The organism is Bradyrhizobium sp. IC4059, assembly GCF_020193615.1.
Taxonomy (GTDB): Bacteria; Pseudomonadota; Alphaproteobacteria; order Rhizobiales; family Xanthobacteraceae; genus Bradyrhizobium; species Bradyrhizobium yuanmingense.
On sequence record NZ_JADYVH010000008.1, the window covers coordinates 21604 to 42039 of the forward strand.

Genomic DNA, 20436 nt, shown 5'->3' on the forward strand with positions numbered 1-20436 from the left:
CGGCGGCGTTCAGCCTCTTTCTAGTTCAAGGGCAGTCGCCTTCGCCAGTTAGTCGACCAGTCGAACCCTACATCGGTGCGGCAGTCCACTGGTGGCACGGGCACGTCCGCCTGTCTTAGCCGTTACGCGGTGCAACTCTCGACCGCTTAGCCGGCGTGCTCCCGAATGCCATGGTGATTTCGGCAGTCTGGACATACGCCACGTTACGCTGGCATGAAAGCCGCGTTTGGTTAAGCCTCACCCTGCGGAGTCGCGCCAGGAGCGACCTCACCGTCCCCGTTCTTCACGAGCGGTCACCATGGCGCCATGGACATCAGCAAGCCCTCAAATCCGGTACGCAGCGGACATGAATTCTTGATTCTTGCGAAGGCTTCCGCTCGCAACCCAGACACACCAATCGCGTACCCGTCAATAAAACGGCTTTGATGATTCGCGTTCCTCATGCATCTGCCTGCCTCTGCAACGCACATCATCTGTGCCGGGCAGAATGATCACATACCGCAATCCCGTTACAACTGAGCCAGCTCATGCCGTGAGTATGGAGAGAATTACGAGAGCCGCTCGAAATGGCTGCAAAAACCGCGTCTCACGCAGATTTTCTACGCGAGCACCTGAACGAAAAGAAACTATGCGTTCTCAGGAGGACATTGGTGTCCATCTCGGCCGGAGTTATCCTCCAGATGTAAGCGCCTCCATTGCCAGTCGATGCACTTGGTGCGATCTCCAGATAACCATCTCCTTCCAGTCTGGCCTCTGCGGATAAAAGTGCAGCTTGGTAGCATGGCGAAACTTGCGGCCCAGTTCGGAATCAGCGTCTTCGGGTCGATGCATGAAGAGCCAGTGGTCATTGCGCAGCACCTCCGGTTTGGGAGCGTAAGTTCCGAACTCGAGGCCAATATAGGTGTGACGATCGCCTAAACTGCGCTGCCAGAATTCGTCTTGCGAACCGAAGATAACTACCGAGGAAGAGGTCCCAAGATCGGGTGACGTAACTGAGGGTCCAAAAATATTCGATGCTCGCTCGTATCCACGCATCCCGGAGGGCTGCTCGCATTGCAGTTCGCCATAGCCGTAAGGCCCAAGTCCGGTGTGGTAGTCCACAATGATGACGTTATCGCGGGCGACGACATCGAACTCCGTAACTATTCGCTCGAGGGTTCGCCTAGCTTCACTGGGTCCCTTACCCCCGTAGAACAGACCGCCAGGCCTTGTGTACTGTCCCGAGGACCGCGCTATGCGCAGTTTCAGCTCACCGTGCGCTGACCGATACGCAGCGATCGCAGCTTCAGCACGCCGAAGTCCCTCAGGGGTAATGTCCGCCGGGACAAAATGTTCGGCCATCTCCTCATAGCCGGGGTTTGGAGGCAAGGGCTTAGAGAAATCGACGAAGTTGCGATTAAGATCGCATCCCTCGGCAGTCACACGGCGATCCCAAGCGAAACCGTAGCAATTCAGCGCGTGGATACAGAGCACCGCCGTGGAAGGTGGAAGCCCTTCGTGGAATCTCGCTTGCAAAAATGCAAGCTGTCCTGCGGACCCACAGTAACCTTCTGGACCGTGCGTACCGGAGACCAAAATCAAAAGCCTTTTCGCATTTGGGCGGCCGTAATATGCGGCATCTGTAAAGAGAGCCTCACCTGAAGGCCCATCTGTACTGCACTGGTATGCCCTCGAACTCGGCGCTGCCGCCAAAAACTTCTGCCTGGCTTCTATGTAACTATCAGAGAAAACGCTGGAAGAAAGTTGGTTTGCGCTCTCAAGATCCATGTTGCTGCGCCTTCTAGCTGATCATTTACACGCGTGATTTGTCTTTAGTAGGGTGACTTCGTCGCTGGACCACCGGCGAGCCGGAAATCGATCATCCATGTTTACCCCTCGCGCCGAATTGAATTTCAATCCTGCTAACGTCCTCGACTGTTGTCGAGCCTCGTTGAATCTTTTCAGATTCCATGCATCTTTTTCCCAAATTTACTCGATGCCTTGTGCCGAAAATCTGCGTGTAAGGTATTGCGGCCGCGCGATTTGCGCGTGCAGCTGGCGTTGGCCCAATATGATGCAAGGAGGCCGCAGCGGCTCATCCGACATCGACAATTTTCGAGACGATAGCCTCGCAATTTGAAAACTTGCGTGGGCTACTCGCGGAGATAAACCGCATCCCACGATTTAGTCCGCTTAAGGAGGCTGCCGATGATATTCTCGTGCCTAGCCAAGCGTACCAGCAGATCACGCCAATGCCATTTCTACCGCGGCTTGCACGTGCAACGCCATCGTGTCGAACAACGGTATCGATGGCCGATCGGCTTGTTTGACCAACAGCGGAATCTCGGTGCAGCCAAGAATGATCCCTTGCGCGCCCTGGGTGTGCATTCCGTCAATAATGTCCAGAAACACTGCCTTGGAGCGCTCCGTCAAAACGCCTTGATCCAGCTCATCGAAGATGATGCCGTCGATAGTCCTCATCTCGTTTACAGCCGGCACCAACACGTGAAGGCCATGCTGGCTCTCGAAACGACCGCGCATGAAATCGGATGACATCGTCGGCAAGGTCCCGAGTAGTGCTACCCGCGTCAACCCGGCGTTCCTGATAGCGGATGCCGTCGGGTCCGCAATGTGAAGAAAGGGAAGCTTCGTCGCGGCGGTGAATCTCGGCGCTGTGCAGTGCAAAGTGTTGGAAACGCAGAGATAGAAGTCGGCGCCAGCCAATTCAAGCGCCTTGGCTCGATTGGCCAGATACTCCCCCAGTTCGTCCCACTTCTCATTGCGCACGCAATATTCGCTGATGGCAAAGTTCATGGACGTTATCACCAGCTCCGCAGTATTGAACCCACCGAGGCGCTGTTTGACGAGCAAATTCAGCTGTCTATAGTAATCGGCGGTCGCTTGGTCGCTGGAACCGCCGAGTAACCCGATGCACTTCATTCTCCCGCTCATTGACACGGATTTTTCCTGTGAGACACGAGCCCCGGTATGGCCGCTGCCGTCGACGTAAAGGCGAGTGAAAACGTCAACCGGCAAGCACCGTTTCAACCAAGTTCACCCAATAGCCGATGCCATAAGAGAGGGCCTCGTCGTTGAAATCGTACGCCGGGTGGTGCAGGCCGGCCGTCGGTCCATTGCCGAGAAAAATATAAGCTCCCGGTCGCGCCTCAAGCATATAAGCGAAGTCCTCAGAGCCCATCCGCGGTTTGGTCTTGTCGTCCACGGACGCTGCACCTACGAGATTGCGGGCTGCCTTGATCGCCAGATTGGTTGCTTCTGTGCTATTGAAAGTAACAGGATCGTGTCGGCGGTACTTAAACTCGACATCCGCACCAAAACCACGCGCAATGCCTTGAGCGGCAGCGAGGATTTGTCGCTCGGCCAAATCCCGCAGGTCAGATTGCAGAGTCCTGACAGTGCCGCCCATTTCAACGTGATCGGGAATGATGTTGTAGGCCTGCGCCGCATTAAACTTCGTGACAGAGACCACGAGCGACTCAATTGGGCTCGTGTTGCGCGAGACCAAAGTCTGCAGACCAACGATGATCTGCGCAGCAATGACGACGGGATCGACGGTCCGCTGTGGCGCAGCTGCATGCCCGCCCCTGCCCTTCACGATGATATCGAACTCGTCAAGTGCAGCCATGATCGGGCCATGGCAGATGGCAAATTTGCCGACTTCCATGCCGGGCGAATTGTGCATGCCGAACACCTGGGAAATACCGAAACGGTTCATGATCCCTTCTTGGACCATCTTCAGACCGCCCAACGCCCCTTCTTCCGCTGGCTGAAAGATCAAGGCAACGGAACCCTTGAAGTTGCGGGTATTCGCAAGATACTTCGCGGCGCCCAGTAGCATGGCTGTATGCCCATCATGGCCGCACGCGTGCATCTGGCCGGGTACTCTCGACGACCAGAGTTTGTTTGACGCTTCGACTATTGGCAAGGCGTCCATGTCCGCCCTCAATCCGATCGTCGGCCCGTCTCCACCCTGGCCTTGAACCAATGCAACGATTCCCGTTTCAGCTATCCCGGTTTCGATATGATTGATACCGAACGACGCCAGCTTCTCGGCCACAAATTTCGCCGTATTGTGTAATCGATAATCGAGCTCTGGATTTTCATGCAGGTAGCGGCGCCACTCTGTTGCCTCGCTCTGCAGATCCCGAAACGTTTCCACGTTATGCATGTTGCTCCAACGTTATGTCCGAAGGGAGTATGCGATGGGCGGTTGAGTGCTTCCATGCCCTGCTCGCTCACCAGCTAATGCTCGCCCCCAAATAGGTCACTTGAAGCCTCTGCTCATGCCGGCGCTCGTGTTCGATCCTGGGAAACGGAGCACCGGCCAGAGGAATTGCTGCGAAAGTCATGGCAATACTCTTCGTTTCCAAGACATTAGACTAGCCTGGGCGCGCGCATGCTGCACATCTCGGGCAACTCCCGCAGTATTGCTGCAATCTGGCGGACGCGGCGCCGAGAATCGGCGACATCGATTGCCAACGGGTGTCAGAGGGCCGTCTCTTGCTTAAAGGAATGTGTTTTCGCAAATACCCGCGGTCCTATTGCAAGTTCGATTCCTAACCGCCAAACTGCTCAGCATTCAAACGACGATCCGACCCCTACGGCACCTGCTTGTGCAAAGGCAAGCGAGGCGATTGCAGTGTCTTGGATACCGGTGCCGGTGAGATCGGCTATTGTGATTTGCTTCTCGCTCGAGCGGCCTGTTTTCGTACCGGCGACGATCTCGCCTAGCTCCGAGAAGCTTGCCTCGGCCGCGACCGTTCTCGCTGCAATAGCATGATGCAATTCGCCAAGACTGCGCGCCTGCGCAATGCGGTCGGGAACATAGAGATCCGCCTGAGCGATCGCGTACGGGTCAATTTCGTTCTTGTGTTGGGCGTCAGATCCCATAGCTGTAACATGCTGTCCGGGTTCCAGCCACGCAGCACTCAAGATAGGTTTATCAGCAGGCGTCGTCGTGACGACGATATCCGATCCGGCCACAGCCTCCATCGGTTCCGCATGTGCGGTTATCGGAAATCCCAATTGCTGGGATAGGTCCTTCGCGACTGCTTCGGCTTTATGCGCATTGCGCCCCCAAATACGAGCCTGACGAATAGGCCGGACCAGCGTCAGCGCTTGGAGTTGCATTCTAGCTTGAATTCCAGCACCCAAAATTGCAGCAACGGAAGCGTCCTTGCGCGCGAGAAACTTTGCTGCGACCGCACCTGCGGCAGCCGTGCGCACGTTGGTCAAATAGCCATTATCTAACAATAACGCCTGCACCAACCCCGTATTGGAGGAAAGCAGCACCATCAAGCCATTTGTACTCGGAAGACCTATTTTTGGATTATCGAAGAAGCCGGGGCTGATCTTCACGGCAAAGCCGTCAACCCCCGGAACATAGGCGGTCTTGACGTCGACTTCGCCCCGATACTCACTAATATCAAGGCGCAGAATAGGCGGCATAGCCACTTTCTTCGTGGCGAGCGAATGGAATGCATGCTCGACACATTGCACTGCCACAAGATCGAGGGGCACGAGTTCTCGAAGCTCGCGTTCGGCGAGAATCTTGATTATTGGCATCAGACGTCTCCCCGAAGCGGATCGCTCAGTCCATTTACGACACGGCGATGCATTTCCATATCGACATTGCGGCCAGACAGCACAAGCGCGACCGGCCCCCGCAATCCCGCGATTTTATCGGCGAGCAGCGCTGCGATACCAACTGCACCAGCGCCTTCAACGATTTCGCCTTCTTTTTCGTACGCATGCCGAATGCCGGCCGCGATCTCGCTCTCGGTTACCAACAATAAATCATCCAGTAGACTTTGACACATTCCGAACGTCAGCTTGTTGTGAAGACCAATGCCGCCGCCCAACGCATCAGCGAAGCTTCGAACTTCCTCAACCTGGACAGGTCGACCAGCGTCGAGGCTCGCCTTCATAGCCGCGCCACGCTGCATGCTAACTCCTATGATTCTCACATGTGGCCGCATAGCCTTGATGGCCGCGGCGATTCCAGCGGCCAGGCCACCTCCGGAAACCGGCACGAGCACAGTGGCAACGTCAGGCATCACTTCAAGGATCTCGAGACCGATCGTCCCCTGCCCAGCAATAATATCCGGATGATCGAACGGCGGCAGCAACAAGAGCCCATCTTCATCTACCAGCCGATCGACCTCTTTCTCCGCCTCGTCCTGCGAATCGCCAATGATCCTAACGTCCGCACCAAGGCGCCGTATTTCCGAGACTTTGTTCTCTGGCACCAGCCGCGACATGCAGATCGTCGCAGATGAACCCACCGCGCGGGCTGCATAAGATAATGCGCGCCCATGATTACCGGTCGAGACGGCGACAACTCCTCGCGCCCGCTCGGCTTCCGTGAGTTTCAGAATAGCATTGGTTGCACCGCGAATCTTGAAGCTACCTGTCGTTTGATGGTGCTCGAGCTTCAGAGCTACCGGTACTCTGCAGATATCTGATAATATCGGCGAGGGCACGGTTGGCGTCGAGAGAATGTGCCCTCCGATACGACCGCGCGCATCCTGAATAACACCCAGATCAATCATAGATAGCTTCCTTCAAGTAGGCGACCCGATCGCCCATTCCCATCGACCGGCGATAAGGTATCGACCTGAGTGGGGACGGCGCGCTCGGTAGGCTTGCACAATCGAAAGACGGGCCGCGACTTGGGTCAAGCCGCTCTTGAGTTGACTGCTTGGTCTCAACCACGAGACTCTTACCATAGGTCCCCTGTATCTTTAGGAGATCACGCTCCTGTTCACCTCTTGGTAATGCCGTCGTCTGATGATCGCGACCGCAAAGAGGGGGCCTCACGGTTCCCGCTCGCGAATATGGGAAGGGTATCGCGGCGCGTTACCTGATTGCGGCGAAAAACGCTTTGAGGCGGAGGAATTCTGCATCGAAGCAGAAGTTATGCCGGTTCTTGCACATCTTGCGCGAATTTTCGGCACATCAAGCCACAGAGAACGGCACCTCGCGTCGATAGCCTGCAGTCCCTGCAAGCCATCATTTACGATGAGCTGCTGCGCTCGAAATTAGATTTCGAATATTACCCGTGGCAGCTTGGAGAACGTTTCGGCACCCACATCGGTAACGCGGAACGTTTCGCTGATTACATACCCAAAGTCTTCGTCGATCCAGTTTCCGAGCATTAAGTGGAAAGTCATGTTCGGCTTTAAGACAGTCCAATCACCTTCCTTGAGACTGGCCGTCGGTTCTGTCCAATCTATTCCGATGGCGTAACCGCACCGCGACTCTTTCTCTAAATCATGCTTCTTCATTGCGGCATTGAATGCCGCGGCGACATCGCCACAGAGGGCGCCGGGCTTGACGGCAGTGAGTGCAGCCTCCAAACCGGCCACTTCACCGTCATGGACTCTACGCAGCCGGTCTGATGGCTTACCGATTGAAAAACGTCCGCATGAGCGCCGAGGTATAGCCGTGACGCACCCCTCCAAATTCAAGGTTGATCTGGGAGCCCTGCCAGAAAACATCCTCGCTCCACCGGATATGGGCTGTGGCCGAGCGCTGTGAGGCGCACAAGAAAAATCCCGAAAGATCAGTGCTCGGCTTCCCATCGACGCCACGGATCAGCGCCGCGATTATCTCGGCGGCCGCATCGGCTTCTTTCACGCCCGGACGGATAACCTCTCTCGCCCGCGTCATGCCTGCATCAGCATTCGCGGCCCAGCCTCTCGCATGAGGGCGATTTCGAGATCGGATTTGATTCCCAGGATCTGGTGGACACCATTGGCGAAATCAACGATCTTTGCGTTGACCATTCTGGCCCTGAATTTTTCCGCCGTTTGAGCCGAGATGGACTTTATCTCGACCCCGACTCCCCCGCCAGCAAGACCGTTGTCATGCAAAAAGTCGATTATCGGGTCAAAACCGTCCCTGTCCGGATTGACGATGAGATCTTCCGCATAGCCAATGACCCGACTGGTATCGATGAACATTTGATGCATCGCCGCGGGCGCATCCATGCGCCGCGTAAAGAAGGTTGGCTCTTCCTGCTTTAAGGAAACGATCAGGCCTTGCGGGACATATGCAGATTTGCTGGTGTAACCTGAAAGATAGGTGACATTGGACGGACTTGTGACCACCAGGACATCGATCCCGCTTCGCTCCGTTTCCCCTTTAACGACCGTGAGCGCGCTGATACTCGGTTCGCGGAACGCCTGCGGTGCTTTTGGCATTGCCATGACTTAACTCCTCTGTTGGACTACTTACGTTCTTGCAGTTGCCGTTTGCTTCAATCCACTGAAGCGCTGCAATGCTAAGGATGGCAGGAGAAGTGCACTTAGCGCTGTGCTTCGCCTCGCAAGCTGCGGCAAGAGCTGCTCATTCCCGGGGTGACGGTGCATTAAAAGCAGGCCTGTCGGAGGATCGCGCGGACGGAAGCGTGTTCGCAACTTGCGCGAAAGGCACCAGACCTAAAAGGCGACTGCCGGCATCATCGCAGGTCATTGTCGCGAATACCGATGGCCCACTGAAAGAGAAGATGTAAAGCTGTCCCCCTCAACTCGACCAATGAGCTCCGATGGTCGACTACCTTTGAGGATTGTTAACTTTTGCTCATCCATTGATTTTCCTCAACCACTTCGATCAGAGCAGTCGATCGATTTGAGCGCTTGCCTTGCTGCCTTAAACTCATAAGGAAATCGGATCAGCGGGATCCGGCGCAGCAACAATCAGTCACCCTCTATGGCGCACTCATTCGTTTCAGAATACCGGTGTCGCAAACATGTTTACGTCGTATTTCGCTTGTGGCAGTCGAATTGCTGCACCACAGTCGCTCCGAAACAAATCGCCTCCCTGCTCGGGACGAGGAACAGCACGAGCTTAGATCCTGCAAAAATGAAAGTGAGCCAGGCGAGAGTCAGCTTGAGGTGAGTTGCTGGAATCGTCGTGCTGACTTCGGCTCGGATATGCGGATATCCGGGCTGCCTACCGCGGAACTTCTGAACAGCGGAGTCCAAATGTAGGTCCAGGCTCCGCTCGCCCTTGCGAAGCTCAGGGCGCCGCAAATAGCGCCTCCCGGGATGCTCGGATCACGACTAAAACCTTCGCTTTTCGCGCAATGGGCGCCGAATTTCAGCTATTCTACGCTCTATTACAGAGAAATCCCCTCCAGCGGAGGGTGCTATGCTGCTGGACAACTCAGCTATGCGCCTCTTCACAACGGAGAAACGAGCATGTTCACATCGCGCCGCGAATTTCTGAAAAGTGCTGCCTCAGCTGCGGCTCTTGGCACTGGGATGTCGTTAGCAGGCACTGTCGGAGCCCGTGCCGAAGAGACAATTACTGCCGTCGAGTGGGGTGGTAACTACGCCAACGAAATGAAGAAGCTTGCAGCCAAGCAGTCGGATGTCAAAATCAACTGGCAGCTGCATGCAGGCGGCGCCATGGCCATTCTGCCGAAGATCAAGTCGAAATGGCCCAAACCTGGCATAGATCTTCTAACTGGATGGGAGCCGTCCTGGCAAACAATTGCGCGGGAGGGCTGGGCAGAGCCAGTGACACTGGAGAAGGTTCCCAATCTAGCAGACATTCCGCAGAAACTGCTGGTCAAAGACAGCTCCGGAAATATCATAAATATTCCCCGTACAATTACAGCGGCAATCTGGTTTTATCGGGAAGACAAGGTCCCATTTCAGATCACAAATGTCGATGATCTCTTGGACCCCCGGCTGAAGGGTAAGATCTGTTTCCCCGTTCCCACCTTAAATTCCAATCTCCAAATGTTGATGCTGGCGCTGGATAAAGGCGGGGACGAGAGAAATATGGAGCCGGCATGGGAGTTCATGAAAAAGCTGGCACGAAGCGGAAATATCGGGCGTGTCGCCAACGCAGACACCGACGTCACCACTTCGATCACTTCCGGCGAGACCTGTATAACCACGCAGGGCGGCGCCGGTCCTATCAATCTGGCGCGCCAGTTTAAGATCCAATACCTGAGCAAAATGGACAAAGCATCAGGTTTCCGTACCTTCGTTTTTCACGAAGGATGGTGCGTCCTGAAAGGTGGTCGCGCGGACGCAGCATTCAAATTCGCGGACTTTGCAATCAATCCGGGAAACAACGCGGAGTTCAACGAAGCCATCCACGCCGTGCCCGCTAATGGGAAGTCGAAGATCGCGGACGAAATCAAGCCCATCTCGTTCAACAACGAGGAGATGGATAAATATGTCTATATTCCGGACTGGGCATATCTGTCCACGCAGACCGACGCCTGGATGAAGCGATGGGAGCAGGAAATTGCACCGCTGCTTTAGGCGGGCGCACTACTGGCTGGAGAGAACGAATGAAGGCTACAAGATCTAAACTCCTGCTCCTGCTTCCGGCAGTGACAGTATTCGTCCTCTTCTTGCTGGCGCCGATCTTGATGGTGCTAAATGAGAGTATCCGCACATTCGACCCTGGTCGAATTGGATCAGTCGCAGGAGCTCCGCTCACTTTTGCAAACTATGCAGAGCTCTTTCTACCGGTCTATTTGCAGTACTTCGCTCAGACGTATTTCTTGGCGTTCTGCGCATCACTCATTGCGGTCGTATTTGCGTTCCCAATTGCGTATTGTATTGCCAGGAGCGACTCTCCATGGGCTCGTAAAGCTTCGATTTCCGCTATCGTCGGGCTTATGTTCCTAAGCGCCCTCGTTCGGGTGTATGCGCTGGAGCTGACCCTCGGCGCCGCTGGTGTTCTCGCTCCGATCATGTCTAGCGTTGGCATTAACACCAACGGGCGCTCGTATATTGATTTCGTTATCGTCGCGGGCTTGCTTCACTATGCGATACCGATGTCGATCCTGATCCTGATCGGAGCGATACAAAACCTGAACCCACGATTGACGGAGGCAGCTCAGTCTCTGGGCGCGTCTGCGCTAACGGCTCATCGCACCGTAACCATACCCTTATGCATCCGCGGAATTGTGTCCGCGTTCTTAGTCTCGATCACGCTTGGCGTAAGCGCCTTTGTTATACCTTGGGTCCTTGGGCGTGGTCGGGTGCAGTTCATCTCGAATCTTATCTACAGCCGGTTTAGCGAGGTCGCCAATTATCCAAGCGGTGCGGCAATTTCGATTGTCATGATGGCACTCTCGTTGCTCCTGATCTTCATCATGTCCAGACTGGCGACATCCCTTGAACGGACTTGAGAATAAGATGCTCATCAAAAAAGAGACACTCAACGTAATAATGACGCCCGGCGCGAAGGCGGTCGCCGACGCAAAACCGGTGTTCCGCAAGCGAACGGCAGATGCCGTCCTTTTCTTTGGCACGACTGCTATCATTGCAGCAACAACGGTCTTCCTGCTCTTTCCGGTGATTGTAACCGTGTTCATGGCATTTGATGCCCGAGACTATATCGGTCCATTCCCTCCAACCGAGCTATCGATGCAATGGTTCGTCCAGCTCTATGAGAGTGACTATTTGTGGTCGGCATTCAATACTAGCCTACTGCTGGCGACGGCTACGACGATCGCTGCGACCGCGATCGGAGCATTAGCCGCGCTAGCGATTAGCTGGATGTCTCCGCGATGGCGCGATCTTGTCACCACGACGTTTCTATCACCGCTCGTTCTGCCGGGAGTAATCATTGGCTTTGGCCTGCTCATGTTCCTTTCGATTTTCGACTGGCTGCCGGTCTTTCCAAAACTATTTGCCGGACACCTGATCATCACGCTTCCCTTCACGATCAGGATGGCCCTGGTTGGACTTTCCGGAATCAGCGAAGCTCTTCGTGAGGCAGCACTGTCGCTTGGTGCGAACGAGCGCCAGGTCTTCTTCACGATCACCTTGCCGCTCGCCAAGAATGGTATTGCTGCTGGTGCAGTTTTCGCGTTCGCGACTTCGATGGACGATGTGGCGATTAGCCTTTTCCTGAGCGACTTCAACACCTATACGCTCCCCGTCGCGCTAACGAGCTTGATCAAGTCCAGCTTTGATCTGACGATCGCTACAGCCGCCGTGGCACTGATGGGCCTTACGCTAGTGCTGCTGATTGTGCTGGACCGCGTGCTAGGGATCGAGCGAGCAATTGGACATGGAACCTATAGGACTCGGTAGATGAATGTTCTTGAACTGAAAGACGTCACGAAGAAGTACGGCGGCTTCACTGCGGTTGATGGTGTGTCTCTGGAGATCGAGCAAGGAAAGGTCCTCTCTCTTCTGGGGCCAAGCGGCTGCGGTAAGACGACTACATTGCGCATCATCGCGGGCTTCGCCTCGCCAGATGGGGGGATCGTTCGTATCGCGGGGGAGGATGTCAGCCAGCTGAAGCCTTATGAGCGCAATGTCGGACTGCTATTCCAGGATTACGCGCTCTTCCCTCACATGACAGTGACCCAGAATGTCGCATACGGAATGCGGTTCCGGGGATCGCCAGCAGCGACTGTTCTTTCTCGGGTTGAGCGGATGTTGTCGCTTGTACAACTGTCGGGATTGGAGGACAGATGTCCCCATCAACTAAGCGGTGGGCAGCAGCAGCGTGTTGCACTTGCGCGGGCGCTCGCAACAGATCCCAAGATTGTCCTTCTCGACGAGCCTTTGTCAGCACTTGACGCTAAGCTTCGTCTCGAATTGCGCATCGAGCTGAAGGAGATTCTCAGATCGGTCGGCGCAACTACCATCGTTGTCACACACGATCAAGAGGAAGCTTTAAGCTTGGGCGACGAAGTCGTGGTCATGCATGCAGGTAAGATCGTTCAGCGTGGAACTCCGTCGGAGATTTATAAAGCGCCCGCCCACAAGTTCGTTGCCGAATTTGTGGGACGATCAAATTGGTTTCATGCAACGCGTAGTGGTCGATCGACTGTGGGCATCAGCTCCTTCGTTACGAACGATGGGGTTGAGATCCGCGCGAGATCGCCGCAATCCGATCATAACGACAGCGCTGATCTTTGCGTGCGGCCGGAACACATTGAACTCGCGGATAGCGCCGCTCCTGAGCCGGCTCAAGACGCCGAACACAATGTCCTGACGGGTGTCGTGCTCGACGTGGCGTCTCTTGGCTCTGATATACATGTTGTTGTGGAGCTTCCCGGAAAAGCTCGGCTGCTGGCGATCCGTAAGAATGCCGGGAGGATGCCAGGACTTGCCCCTGGACAACATGTGCGCGCAATCTTTTCGGCCTCGGACGTCCTCGTATTTGAGGTCGATTGACCCGCGGGGCAACGGTTGTCTGAAACAGACGGCAACGGAAGCCAGAGCAAGTCTTAGTCGGTTAGCGACTGCTGATGGTGCTCCATTAGACAAGCCGAGAACTTTTTGGATTCGTGCAGATCCGATCGGGAAGGAAGATCCACGATCCCACCAGAAGGGCCCAAGTTCCATATGTGCGCGAGCTTCGTTGCGATCCACGATGTCTTCATGCACGAAAGTCTTTGCGGCCGCGGCAACAACCAGTACGTTCGAATGGAGCCGGTTTGGACGCTGAGATCAGTCGCCGCGCCTCGATATGCGGCCGAACATCAGCGGTCGAGGCTTGTTTTGGCCATCAGACCAACCATGCTGCAAAGCTGCGGCCCCTATGAGGTTGAGCTAACCGGACCGACGCCCGACGCACTCATCAGGCGACGACAGCGAGCATCTTGATCGGCGAGTTCGTCGACTTCCTTCGTGATGGTCGCGACGCCGACGAGATACTACCACCCTTCGGCTCGGTCTTAGGTCCTCAATCATCCGAACCACTTGAGGCGACATGACAGATTTCACGAAACCTTGGGGGTGCGGGTTGGTTGGGAACTTGCGCTCGCGTCGGCCCTACGCAGCTCGGCATAGAACAATCGGATCCTGCAACCGGACGCGCGACTCGGTGAGCCGCTCAGGCCGAACATCAGGAGCGTGCCTAGTCGGGCGCGCCATCGGAACGGCGTCCTGACACGAGCATCACGGGAAGCGCATCGACCTACCTGGCTTTAAGCTCAGAAAGGACTTCATGGACAGATGGAGCTGGCGAGGCCGCGACCTCGAACGTGTCCGGCACATGCCCGACCCCAATAAATGTAACAATCACTTCGTTGTCAGGGATATTAAACTCTGTTCGGAATTTCTGGTCGTGCTTGTAATCTACAGACCAATTTAGCATGCAAGTTCCCAGCCGCGCGGAGTGTAAGGCGTATACGAGCGACATTGCGAACAGACCACCGTCGATCCACGCTTGATTGCGTTCAGCGATTTCGTAGAGCTCGCGTATATCCGCCGTTACAATGAGAAGCGCACCAAGGCAATCGCCAAATCCCCTGTTGCCATAGTGAAGATTTAGAACGCGATGACGGAGAATTGGCTCGTATACAACATAGACGCGTCGCATTTCCCTATTGCAGGTCCTGGGGGTCTTCATCGCGAGACCGACAGCTTGCCGAACCGCATCCGGCGAGACCCTTTCGCCGGTGAAATGGCGCACACTGTAGCGCGTGCCGACGAACTGCGCGTAATCGAAGTTGGTCGCTTCTTCGATTGCCCTTCGGGTCAACGTAATCGATCCGCCAAGGGCCGGCTTATTGTTTGCTTCAGCCGCAAAGACACGCAAGTCCATCTCGAATTGCGCCGGGAGAGGGAATCCGCGCGAATCGTGATAGCGTACGTAAGCTGCCAAGCAGCCTCGAGCCCCCTGTGTCGCGAAGCGCGCGTGTCCACAGTGCTCCAACTCCGCGATACCCGCCAGAACGATCGGAATGTAACGTTGTCCGAAGCCCGCGTACGGCTCCGCCATCGCTAATCCCTTTTCGAGAGCATGATATGCGGAGGTCAGGAACGATTCCACCACAACTGGATCAGGACGAATGCCGCCTGTGCTAGAGTACTTCAGGAACCGGTCCAGATCGTAGTCGTAGTTCCGCTTTGCCTCCTCATAGTCTGCTGTCGGAATAAAACGGTTGGCTCGGATGATGTCAAGGGCGGACGAAGAGGACATACGTGGGACCTTTCCTGTCACCTTATCGCTGGTTCAGGGGAAGCGATGTTGGAACGTTTGCCGGAATCCGTGGCTGCATGCCGTGGGCGCCATACCACGCTGTCGTTGAGAGCCGGGCTTCTCATCCACGCGGAGCCGGGCTCGATCATCGCCGCCCCTCCTGACGAGGGTTGGCCGCTTGGTGGCTATGACACTTCCGAGCGGGCGACGAGGGCCATATCGTCGTCGAAGCACTTCGTTGACGACCGAGATCATCGGCACCAGGCCGGAGACTCGGGCGTAGGGTTTTGAAGGTCTTGGTTTTTGCTTGTGGTAGTTGCGTCGCCCCCTGCGTCCGGCACCACCCATGTAGTCGCAAGGCCTCAACTCAGCACGCGACCACCGCTCGTTTAAGAGGTGGGCGTTGATATTGCGCGCATGTGTGGCGACGCCGTTGGCGGGCGCGACTCTACGCAGCTCGTCGATCGAGTGGCGTTGAAGCTGTCGAACGACGATAAGCGGCCGGTACATGTTAAACGACCCTGAATCCACGAATCGTGCGATGTCTTCGCGCGGCATATTGTAGCCTGTAGCATGGCGGCGCGCCGCGGCTTCGGGGCGACTTTCGTGGAGCGTCGGCGCTTGGCGCTCGATGCCTTTGCGCAGATCGTCGTCCATGTGATCCAGGTCTACGGTCTGCACGACGGTCGCCAAGCCGCAGGCTACACCCGCCTCCTGGACGAAGAACAGCGGAAAGTCGTCGCGCACTTCATCGCCGGACTGCATGGTCACGGCGCGGATAATCCCCGGCATGAGATGCCGCAATGACGTGCTCCATCTTAGTGGCTTAGACGACAACGACCTGCGCTTCTTCCAGCGCTTCATCGCCTTTGGAGATGCGTTGACCTTTGACGACTGCGCTTGGACCGGCGAAGCTCACCCAAGTTTCTCGAGCTTCGCAGTCTTTGGTGCGGCCAATAAGCTTCAGCGTCCCGTACACTTGAAAGGGGACTACCGCGGATTAAAAGGTGAGATTCTTCGATCTTCGAGCTAACATTGAGTATCTGCCGCAAATTACCCTACTAAGAGGAGAAATTCCTGCATGAACGCTCATTTCTGCGGAACAGTGAGGCGTTTCGAACAACAGCCAATCGCCGGCGAGCTCGGGTGCCTTGCCTCTCGATTGCAGACCTGAGAGCGGGAGACGGTTTTCACGGTGACGCAGGCGAGCGTCCGAGTGCGACCGCGGAGAATGCTGAAGCCAGGTCGCGGCCCCCATCTCCTCGCGACGGCGCATGCACGCCGACCTCCCCGGCTCGGCTATCGGCGGCGGGCGATCGACCGCAATGCGGAGAAGGCCCTTCGCCCTTGGCCAAACCGACGCCGTCCACGGATCGACATCGGCTTTCACGATGATCGAGATGCATTGTTTTCAACGCGTCGGGTAAGTCTCGGAAATGGTGACGCCTTGACGACCGACGACAGCTTTTGCAACGTCGTGGGCATCCTCCGCTCTCGGCACATGCCCCGAAGGCCTCCACGTCGTGGTCGCGCTCAACGGGATCAGCTACAACACAGCGCGCGGTTTCGGACCTACAATCGGGGGATGTGGCTGCGATCTCTATCGCCCTAGGGGCGTTTACGCTGAACGCCGTGCTCTAACTACGGTTGATGGGCATTGCTTCTTTGGAGCCGAGTGGCCGCACGCGCCACCTTTCGTGCGAACAGCTGATCCGGGCGATGATCCCGGATTTACTTCACTTCGGCCTGCACGCGGCATACTTGACCGAGGCGTACTGGGCCGTTTCGGGGCGGCAGACCAGCTCCTAGCGCAGCAATTCTATAAGCCACAGGAATAATCGAGAAAATCCGGCGCCGTTTCCAAGGCATGATGCTGGCATGTCGACCAAACCTGACGCCTCTATTGGCATCCTCTGCCTTGAACGTGGTCCGTCCGCGGACACCGAACTTCCGCCCCCTGCGCCGGGATCGCTCCGTCGAGCGGATACATTCGGGCTGCCCGTCATTTTCGAAACCGCCGAGGGCGCCTGGGGTGAAAATGTTGCTCGCGGTGATCCGTCACTTGAGCTTTCCTATGTCGCCGCCGCTCGTCGACTCGAGGCTAGAGGCCCGATCGCCATTAGTTCCAACTGCGGGTTTACCGTTCGGTACCAGGACGCCGTGTCTGCTGCAGTGGACGTTCCAGTCGGCATGTCCAGCCTTCTCCTGCTACCGACGTTGCTGCGCATAGTGAATACATCGAAGAAAATTGCTGTGCTTACTTTCGATTCTCGGATCTGCCGCGAAGACTTGCTTGGAATTTCAAACCCTCGCGAGCGGGTAAGAATTGTCATCGGAGGAGCCGAAGGCGGCGAGTACTGGCGCAATGAGAAGATGCACATCGAGAAGGTGCACAAAGAGAAGATGCCTCCCCCGCCACGACCACCTCCTGAATTGATCATATCAGATGTGCTAGCTTGCGCCCGGCGAGTTCGCTGTGAGCATCCCGAGATAGGCGCATTCTTGCTGGAATGTGCAAGTTTCCCCCTCGCTTCCTCCGAGCTGCGCCGTCGTGAGAAATTGCCGGTCTACGACCTCACCGACCTTGGTCGAATGTTGATCGCGTCGGTGCGCTGAGCTCTTGGGAAGACTCGGCTTCGGCCGCAATTCGTTGGAATAGTCTTGAGCCGGTGTGGTCATTGCGAGGCGCTAGCTGGGACTGCATTGCCCCTCCCAAGGAGTGGAAAGATCGCGCGCCGTGCGAAGGGCCGCGCACGCCGTAAGTCTCGTGGGGTGGCGCGCCGCGACGCACACGTGCGATGCAACGATGTCTTGGCGTACCACCGGCAGGGTTGGCTGAGATGGAGGTCCACAGATTTCTATTTTGCGTTGCGCTTGTGTGAAGTAACCGACTTGCCGGAAGACATAGGCGATCTTGGCCATTCGTCGGTCTTGTACTTCGACCGTCATCGCGTCGCGCGCCATCGAAAACGGTCCCCTCGGCGTGCGGCTTAGCTCCCAGCGAGATCAAATCGTGTTGCTCTACTGTACCCATCTAGTTTGGTAGCTGCGCGTGCTACGTAATCCATGATCTTGTCCGCTCAACCACGGCGATCCAGGCTGCCGTAGGTTTTGCGCAGGACAAACTCGCGAGGCGCCTAGGCGCGAGTCTTGTTTACTCGTATGGGCCGGATTGTTGCGCATTTTTTTCACGATGCAAGGGACACAATGAATGCACATCTAAGCCGGATCTCCAACGAACTGCCGGCCCTCGACGAGCATCTTCGGAATGCAACCCGAGCAGCTGAGCCTCGTGGGGAGCCGCGGGTTGCTCGACATCGGAACGTCCCTTCTACGGACAAATTGGCTGTGGAAGAAAGCCGATGCTGGCTTTCGTAGGCATCGCGACGATATCACCCGTCTATCAGACGCCCGATGATCGCTCCTGGCTAAGCTCAAGCAAACTTCCATGGCAGTCGTACGTTTGTCAACGAACGCTTTTGGTTCGACCATTTCTGATCTACGCGACCTTTGATCTAATCCGATGCCACTTGAGATGGAGGCCACTATGCGCATCTGCGGTGTTAAGCTGACGCACGACGGAGCCGTCGCTGTTGTGGAAGATGGAAGGCTGGTCTTTTGTGTCGAGCAGGAGAAGCGGGACAGTAATGAGCGGTATCAAGCCATCGACAATTTGGATTCGATTGTCTTAGCCTTGGCTGAACACGGCTTGGATGCGCGGGATATTGATGAGTTCGTCGTTGACGGTTGGATCGGAGAGGTGGAGTCGAAATTAGAGGTTCTCAATGGGGCTCAACCTATCACTCTCAAAGCGGCGCCCTACCTCGAACGCGGTGTGGGGAGCCTGCTCACTTCGAGCGACGGCCTAGGCCTGATGCTCGGGGGCAGGTCGTTCCCTTACAGAAGCTACGCTCACGTTACTGGCCACGTGGCCTCTGCATACTGCACCAGCCCGTTTGCCAAAGCCAGTCAGCCCGCGTTTTGCCTGGTGTGGGACGGCGCCATGCCGTCACGCCTCTATCATGTAGGAGGTCGCGAGGGTCGACTACTTGATAACGTAATCCCGATGATTGGGCGTGCCTATATCACGGCGGGGCAGCACTTCGGACCTTATAAGACCGCGAACCGTGGCTGGATGGAGCTGAGCATTGCCGGCAAGGTAATGGCTTTTATCGCCCTTGGGTCGGTGGATGAAAATATAGTGGCAGTATTTCGAGAACTCTATGAGGATCGCTTTGCGGCCGAGTTCGCCCGTTGCTACCATCCGGACCTGAAGGGCATGGAGTTGGCGCTTGCAGCTCTGCATGACTTTTTCGACGCTAGCGAGCTTCGATTGAAGGACGAATCACCCGAAGATGTGCTTGCATCGTTCCATTCGTTTGTTGAGCGTTTGCTCGTCCGGGAAGTGGCGGATGCTCTGCAGCGGCATTCGTCTGTCGACCGGCCGCGAAATTTGTGCATAGCCGGAGGTTGCGGTCTCAACATCAAGTGGAACAGCGCGCTACGAGCGACAGGCCTGTTCGATGCGGTCTGGGTACCGCCATTTCCAAATGACAGCGGCTCAGCAATCGGTGCCGCTTGCGCCGCAATAGCCGCACACGAAGGTTTTACGCCCTTGGAATGGTCTGTCTACAGTGGCCCGGTCTTGCAAGCCAGCGAGGTACCGAGCGAATGGAAGGCCGTGCCATGCAGTCTGCCTGAACTTGCGACCATTCTCGCTAGCAACAAGCCCGTGGTTTTCCTGGCTGGTCGCGCCGAGCTTGGGCCAAGGGCATTGGGTGGCAGAAGCATTATAGCAGCGGCAACGTCGGCGAGCATGAAGGATCATCTCAACGAGATTAAGCGTCGCGAACACTTTCGGCCGGTGGCACCGATATGTCTTGAGGATCGTGCGCCAGATATTTTCATCCCTGGAACGCCGGATCCTTACATGCTGTTTGACCATCAGACGCGGGCGGAATGGAGGAATAAGATCCCTGCCGTTGTACATCTCGACGGATCTGCGCGATTGCAGACGATTCCAAGAACCTCTCAGCATAAAATCGCCGAGGTTCTCGTCGAATATGAAAAGGTTACGGGGATTCCACTTCTATGCAATACGAGCGCCAACCTCAATGGACGTGGGTTCTTCCCGGACGCTGGAGCAGCCTGCCGTTGGGGCCGAGTTGAACATGTATGGAGCGATGGCCTGCTCTGGACCAAACGCTCGTAGGATGGCCATCCGAACAGCTTTTGTTCAGGTTAACTGGATCAATATCCAATCGGCCTAGGGTCGTAAAAACTATTTGGACGGATAGCTGTCGATGGACTGTCGTTCGCTGATCGTCGATAGAATCCCCGGCAGCCTGGGGACAGCATACATGAGCCCACTTAGAGTTGATTCCCAGTCGTTCGTAAACAGTCGATCGTGAAGAAGCTGCCAAGCCATTGAGCGGGAGTCGATTTTTCGAGCGAAGCGAGGTTTGAGCTTGCAAGCTCTTTGGGTTGAGGCTCGAAGCTTGCGATTTTATTGTTGCG

16 protein-coding genes are annotated in these 20436 nt (G+C 56.0%); 6 read left to right on the forward strand and 10 right to left on the reverse strand.

Annotated elements, in window-relative coordinates:
* Positions 1 to 669: 669 nt before the first annotated feature.
* The 8 genes from I6F12_RS24310 to I6F12_RS37510 all read right to left on the reverse strand — a co-directional run bounded on the left by I6F12_RS24310 (position 670) and on the right by I6F12_RS37510 (position 8210).
* On the reverse strand, positions 670 to 1767 hold the full coding sequence (locus I6F12_RS24310; RefSeq protein WP_225157389.1) for a DUF2817 domain-containing protein: 1098 nt from the start codon (positions 1765 to 1767) through the stop codon (positions 670 to 672).
* 456 nt (positions 1768 to 2223) lie between these two features.
* Positions 2224 to 2919, reverse strand: coding sequence for an amino acid racemase (locus tag I6F12_RS24315; RefSeq protein WP_225157390.1), 696 nt, complete (start codon positions 2917 to 2919; stop codon positions 2224 to 2226).
* Positions 2920 to 3004: 85 nt separating this feature from the next.
* A complete protein-coding gene (locus tag I6F12_RS24320; protein ID WP_225157391.1) occupies positions 3005 to 4168 on the reverse strand; it encodes a M20 aminoacylase family protein in 1164 nt (387 codons plus the stop codon).
* Positions 4169 to 4572: 404 nt separating this feature from the next.
* Entirely contained in the window at positions 4573 to 5565 is a 993-nt protein-coding gene (gene eutC / locus I6F12_RS24325; protein ID WP_225157392.1) for an ectoine utilization protein EutC, read from the reverse strand.
* Positions 5565 to 6551 (reverse strand): hydroxyectoine utilization dehydratase EutB, encoded by a 987-nt coding sequence (gene eutB, locus I6F12_RS24330; RefSeq protein ID WP_225157393.1) that lies wholly within the window; start codon positions 6549 to 6551, stop codon positions 5565 to 5567. The genes eutC and eutB overlap by 1 nt, the downstream gene beginning before the upstream one ends.
* A gap of 489 nt (positions 6552 to 7040) precedes the next feature.
* Positions 7041 to 7367 carry a M24 family metallopeptidase gene (locus tag I6F12_RS37500; RefSeq protein ID WP_345944178.1) on the reverse strand — a complete coding sequence of 109 codons (327 nt, stop codon included), beginning with the start codon at positions 7365 to 7367 and terminating at the stop codon, positions 7041 to 7043.
* Between the two features lie 37 nt (positions 7368 to 7404).
* Positions 7405 to 7671: a M24 family metallopeptidase gene (locus tag I6F12_RS37505; protein WP_345944179.1), complete on the reverse strand. Its 267-nt coding sequence runs from the start codon at positions 7669 to 7671 to the stop codon at positions 7405 to 7407.
* Positions 7668 to 8210: an aminopeptidase P family N-terminal domain-containing protein gene (locus tag I6F12_RS37510; RefSeq protein WP_345944180.1), complete on the reverse strand. Its 543-nt coding sequence runs from the start codon at positions 8208 to 8210 to the stop codon at positions 7668 to 7670. Before I6F12_RS37510 ends, I6F12_RS37505 begins: the two co-directional genes overlap by 4 nt.
* Before the next feature lie 993 nt (positions 8211 to 9203).
* Here I6F12_RS37510 and I6F12_RS24340 point away from each other — a divergent pair.
* Genes I6F12_RS24340 through I6F12_RS24355 form a run of 4 tightly spaced genes read left to right on the forward strand, consistent with a single transcriptional unit; the run spans position 9204 to position 13166 of the window.
* Positions 9204 to 10283: an extracellular solute-binding protein gene (locus I6F12_RS24340; protein ID WP_225157394.1), complete on the forward strand. Its 1080-nt coding sequence runs from the start codon at positions 9204 to 9206 to the stop codon at positions 10281 to 10283.
* Positions 10284 to 10312: 29 nt separating this feature from the next.
* Positions 10313 to 11161 (forward strand): ABC transporter permease subunit, encoded by an 849-nt coding sequence (locus I6F12_RS24345; protein ID WP_225157395.1) that lies wholly within the window; start codon positions 10313 to 10315, stop codon positions 11159 to 11161.
* 7 nt (positions 11162 to 11168) lie between these two features.
* Entirely contained in the window at positions 11169 to 12071 is a 903-nt protein-coding gene (locus I6F12_RS24350) for an ABC transporter permease subunit (RefSeq protein ID WP_225157396.1), read from the forward strand.
* Entirely contained in the window at positions 12072 to 13166 is a 1095-nt protein-coding gene (locus I6F12_RS24355) for an ABC transporter ATP-binding protein (protein WP_225157397.1), read from the forward strand.
* A gap of 745 nt (positions 13167 to 13911) precedes the next feature.
* Here I6F12_RS24355 and I6F12_RS24360 read toward each other — a convergent pair.
* Positions 13912 to 14919, reverse strand: coding sequence for a nitroreductase family protein (locus I6F12_RS24360; RefSeq protein WP_225157398.1), 1008 nt, complete (start codon positions 14917 to 14919; stop codon positions 13912 to 13914).
* Positions 14920 to 14952: 33 nt separating this feature from the next.
* Complete coding sequence (locus tag I6F12_RS24365) at positions 14953 to 15723, reverse strand: hypothetical protein (RefSeq protein ID WP_225157399.1); 771 nt, start codon at positions 15721 to 15723, stop codon at positions 14953 to 14955.
* 1074 nt (positions 15724 to 16797) lie between these two features.
* Between I6F12_RS24365 and I6F12_RS24370 the strand changes: the two genes are divergently transcribed.
* A complete protein-coding gene (locus I6F12_RS24370; RefSeq protein WP_225157400.1) occupies positions 16798 to 17535 on the forward strand; it encodes a hypothetical protein in 738 nt (245 codons plus the stop codon).
* 931 nt (positions 17536 to 18466) lie between these two features.
* On the forward strand, positions 18467 to 20131 hold the full coding sequence (nodU, locus tag I6F12_RS24375; RefSeq protein WP_225157401.1) for a nodulation protein NodU: 1665 nt from the start codon (positions 18467 to 18469) through the stop codon (positions 20129 to 20131).
* Positions 20132 to 20436 lie beyond the last annotated feature (305 nt).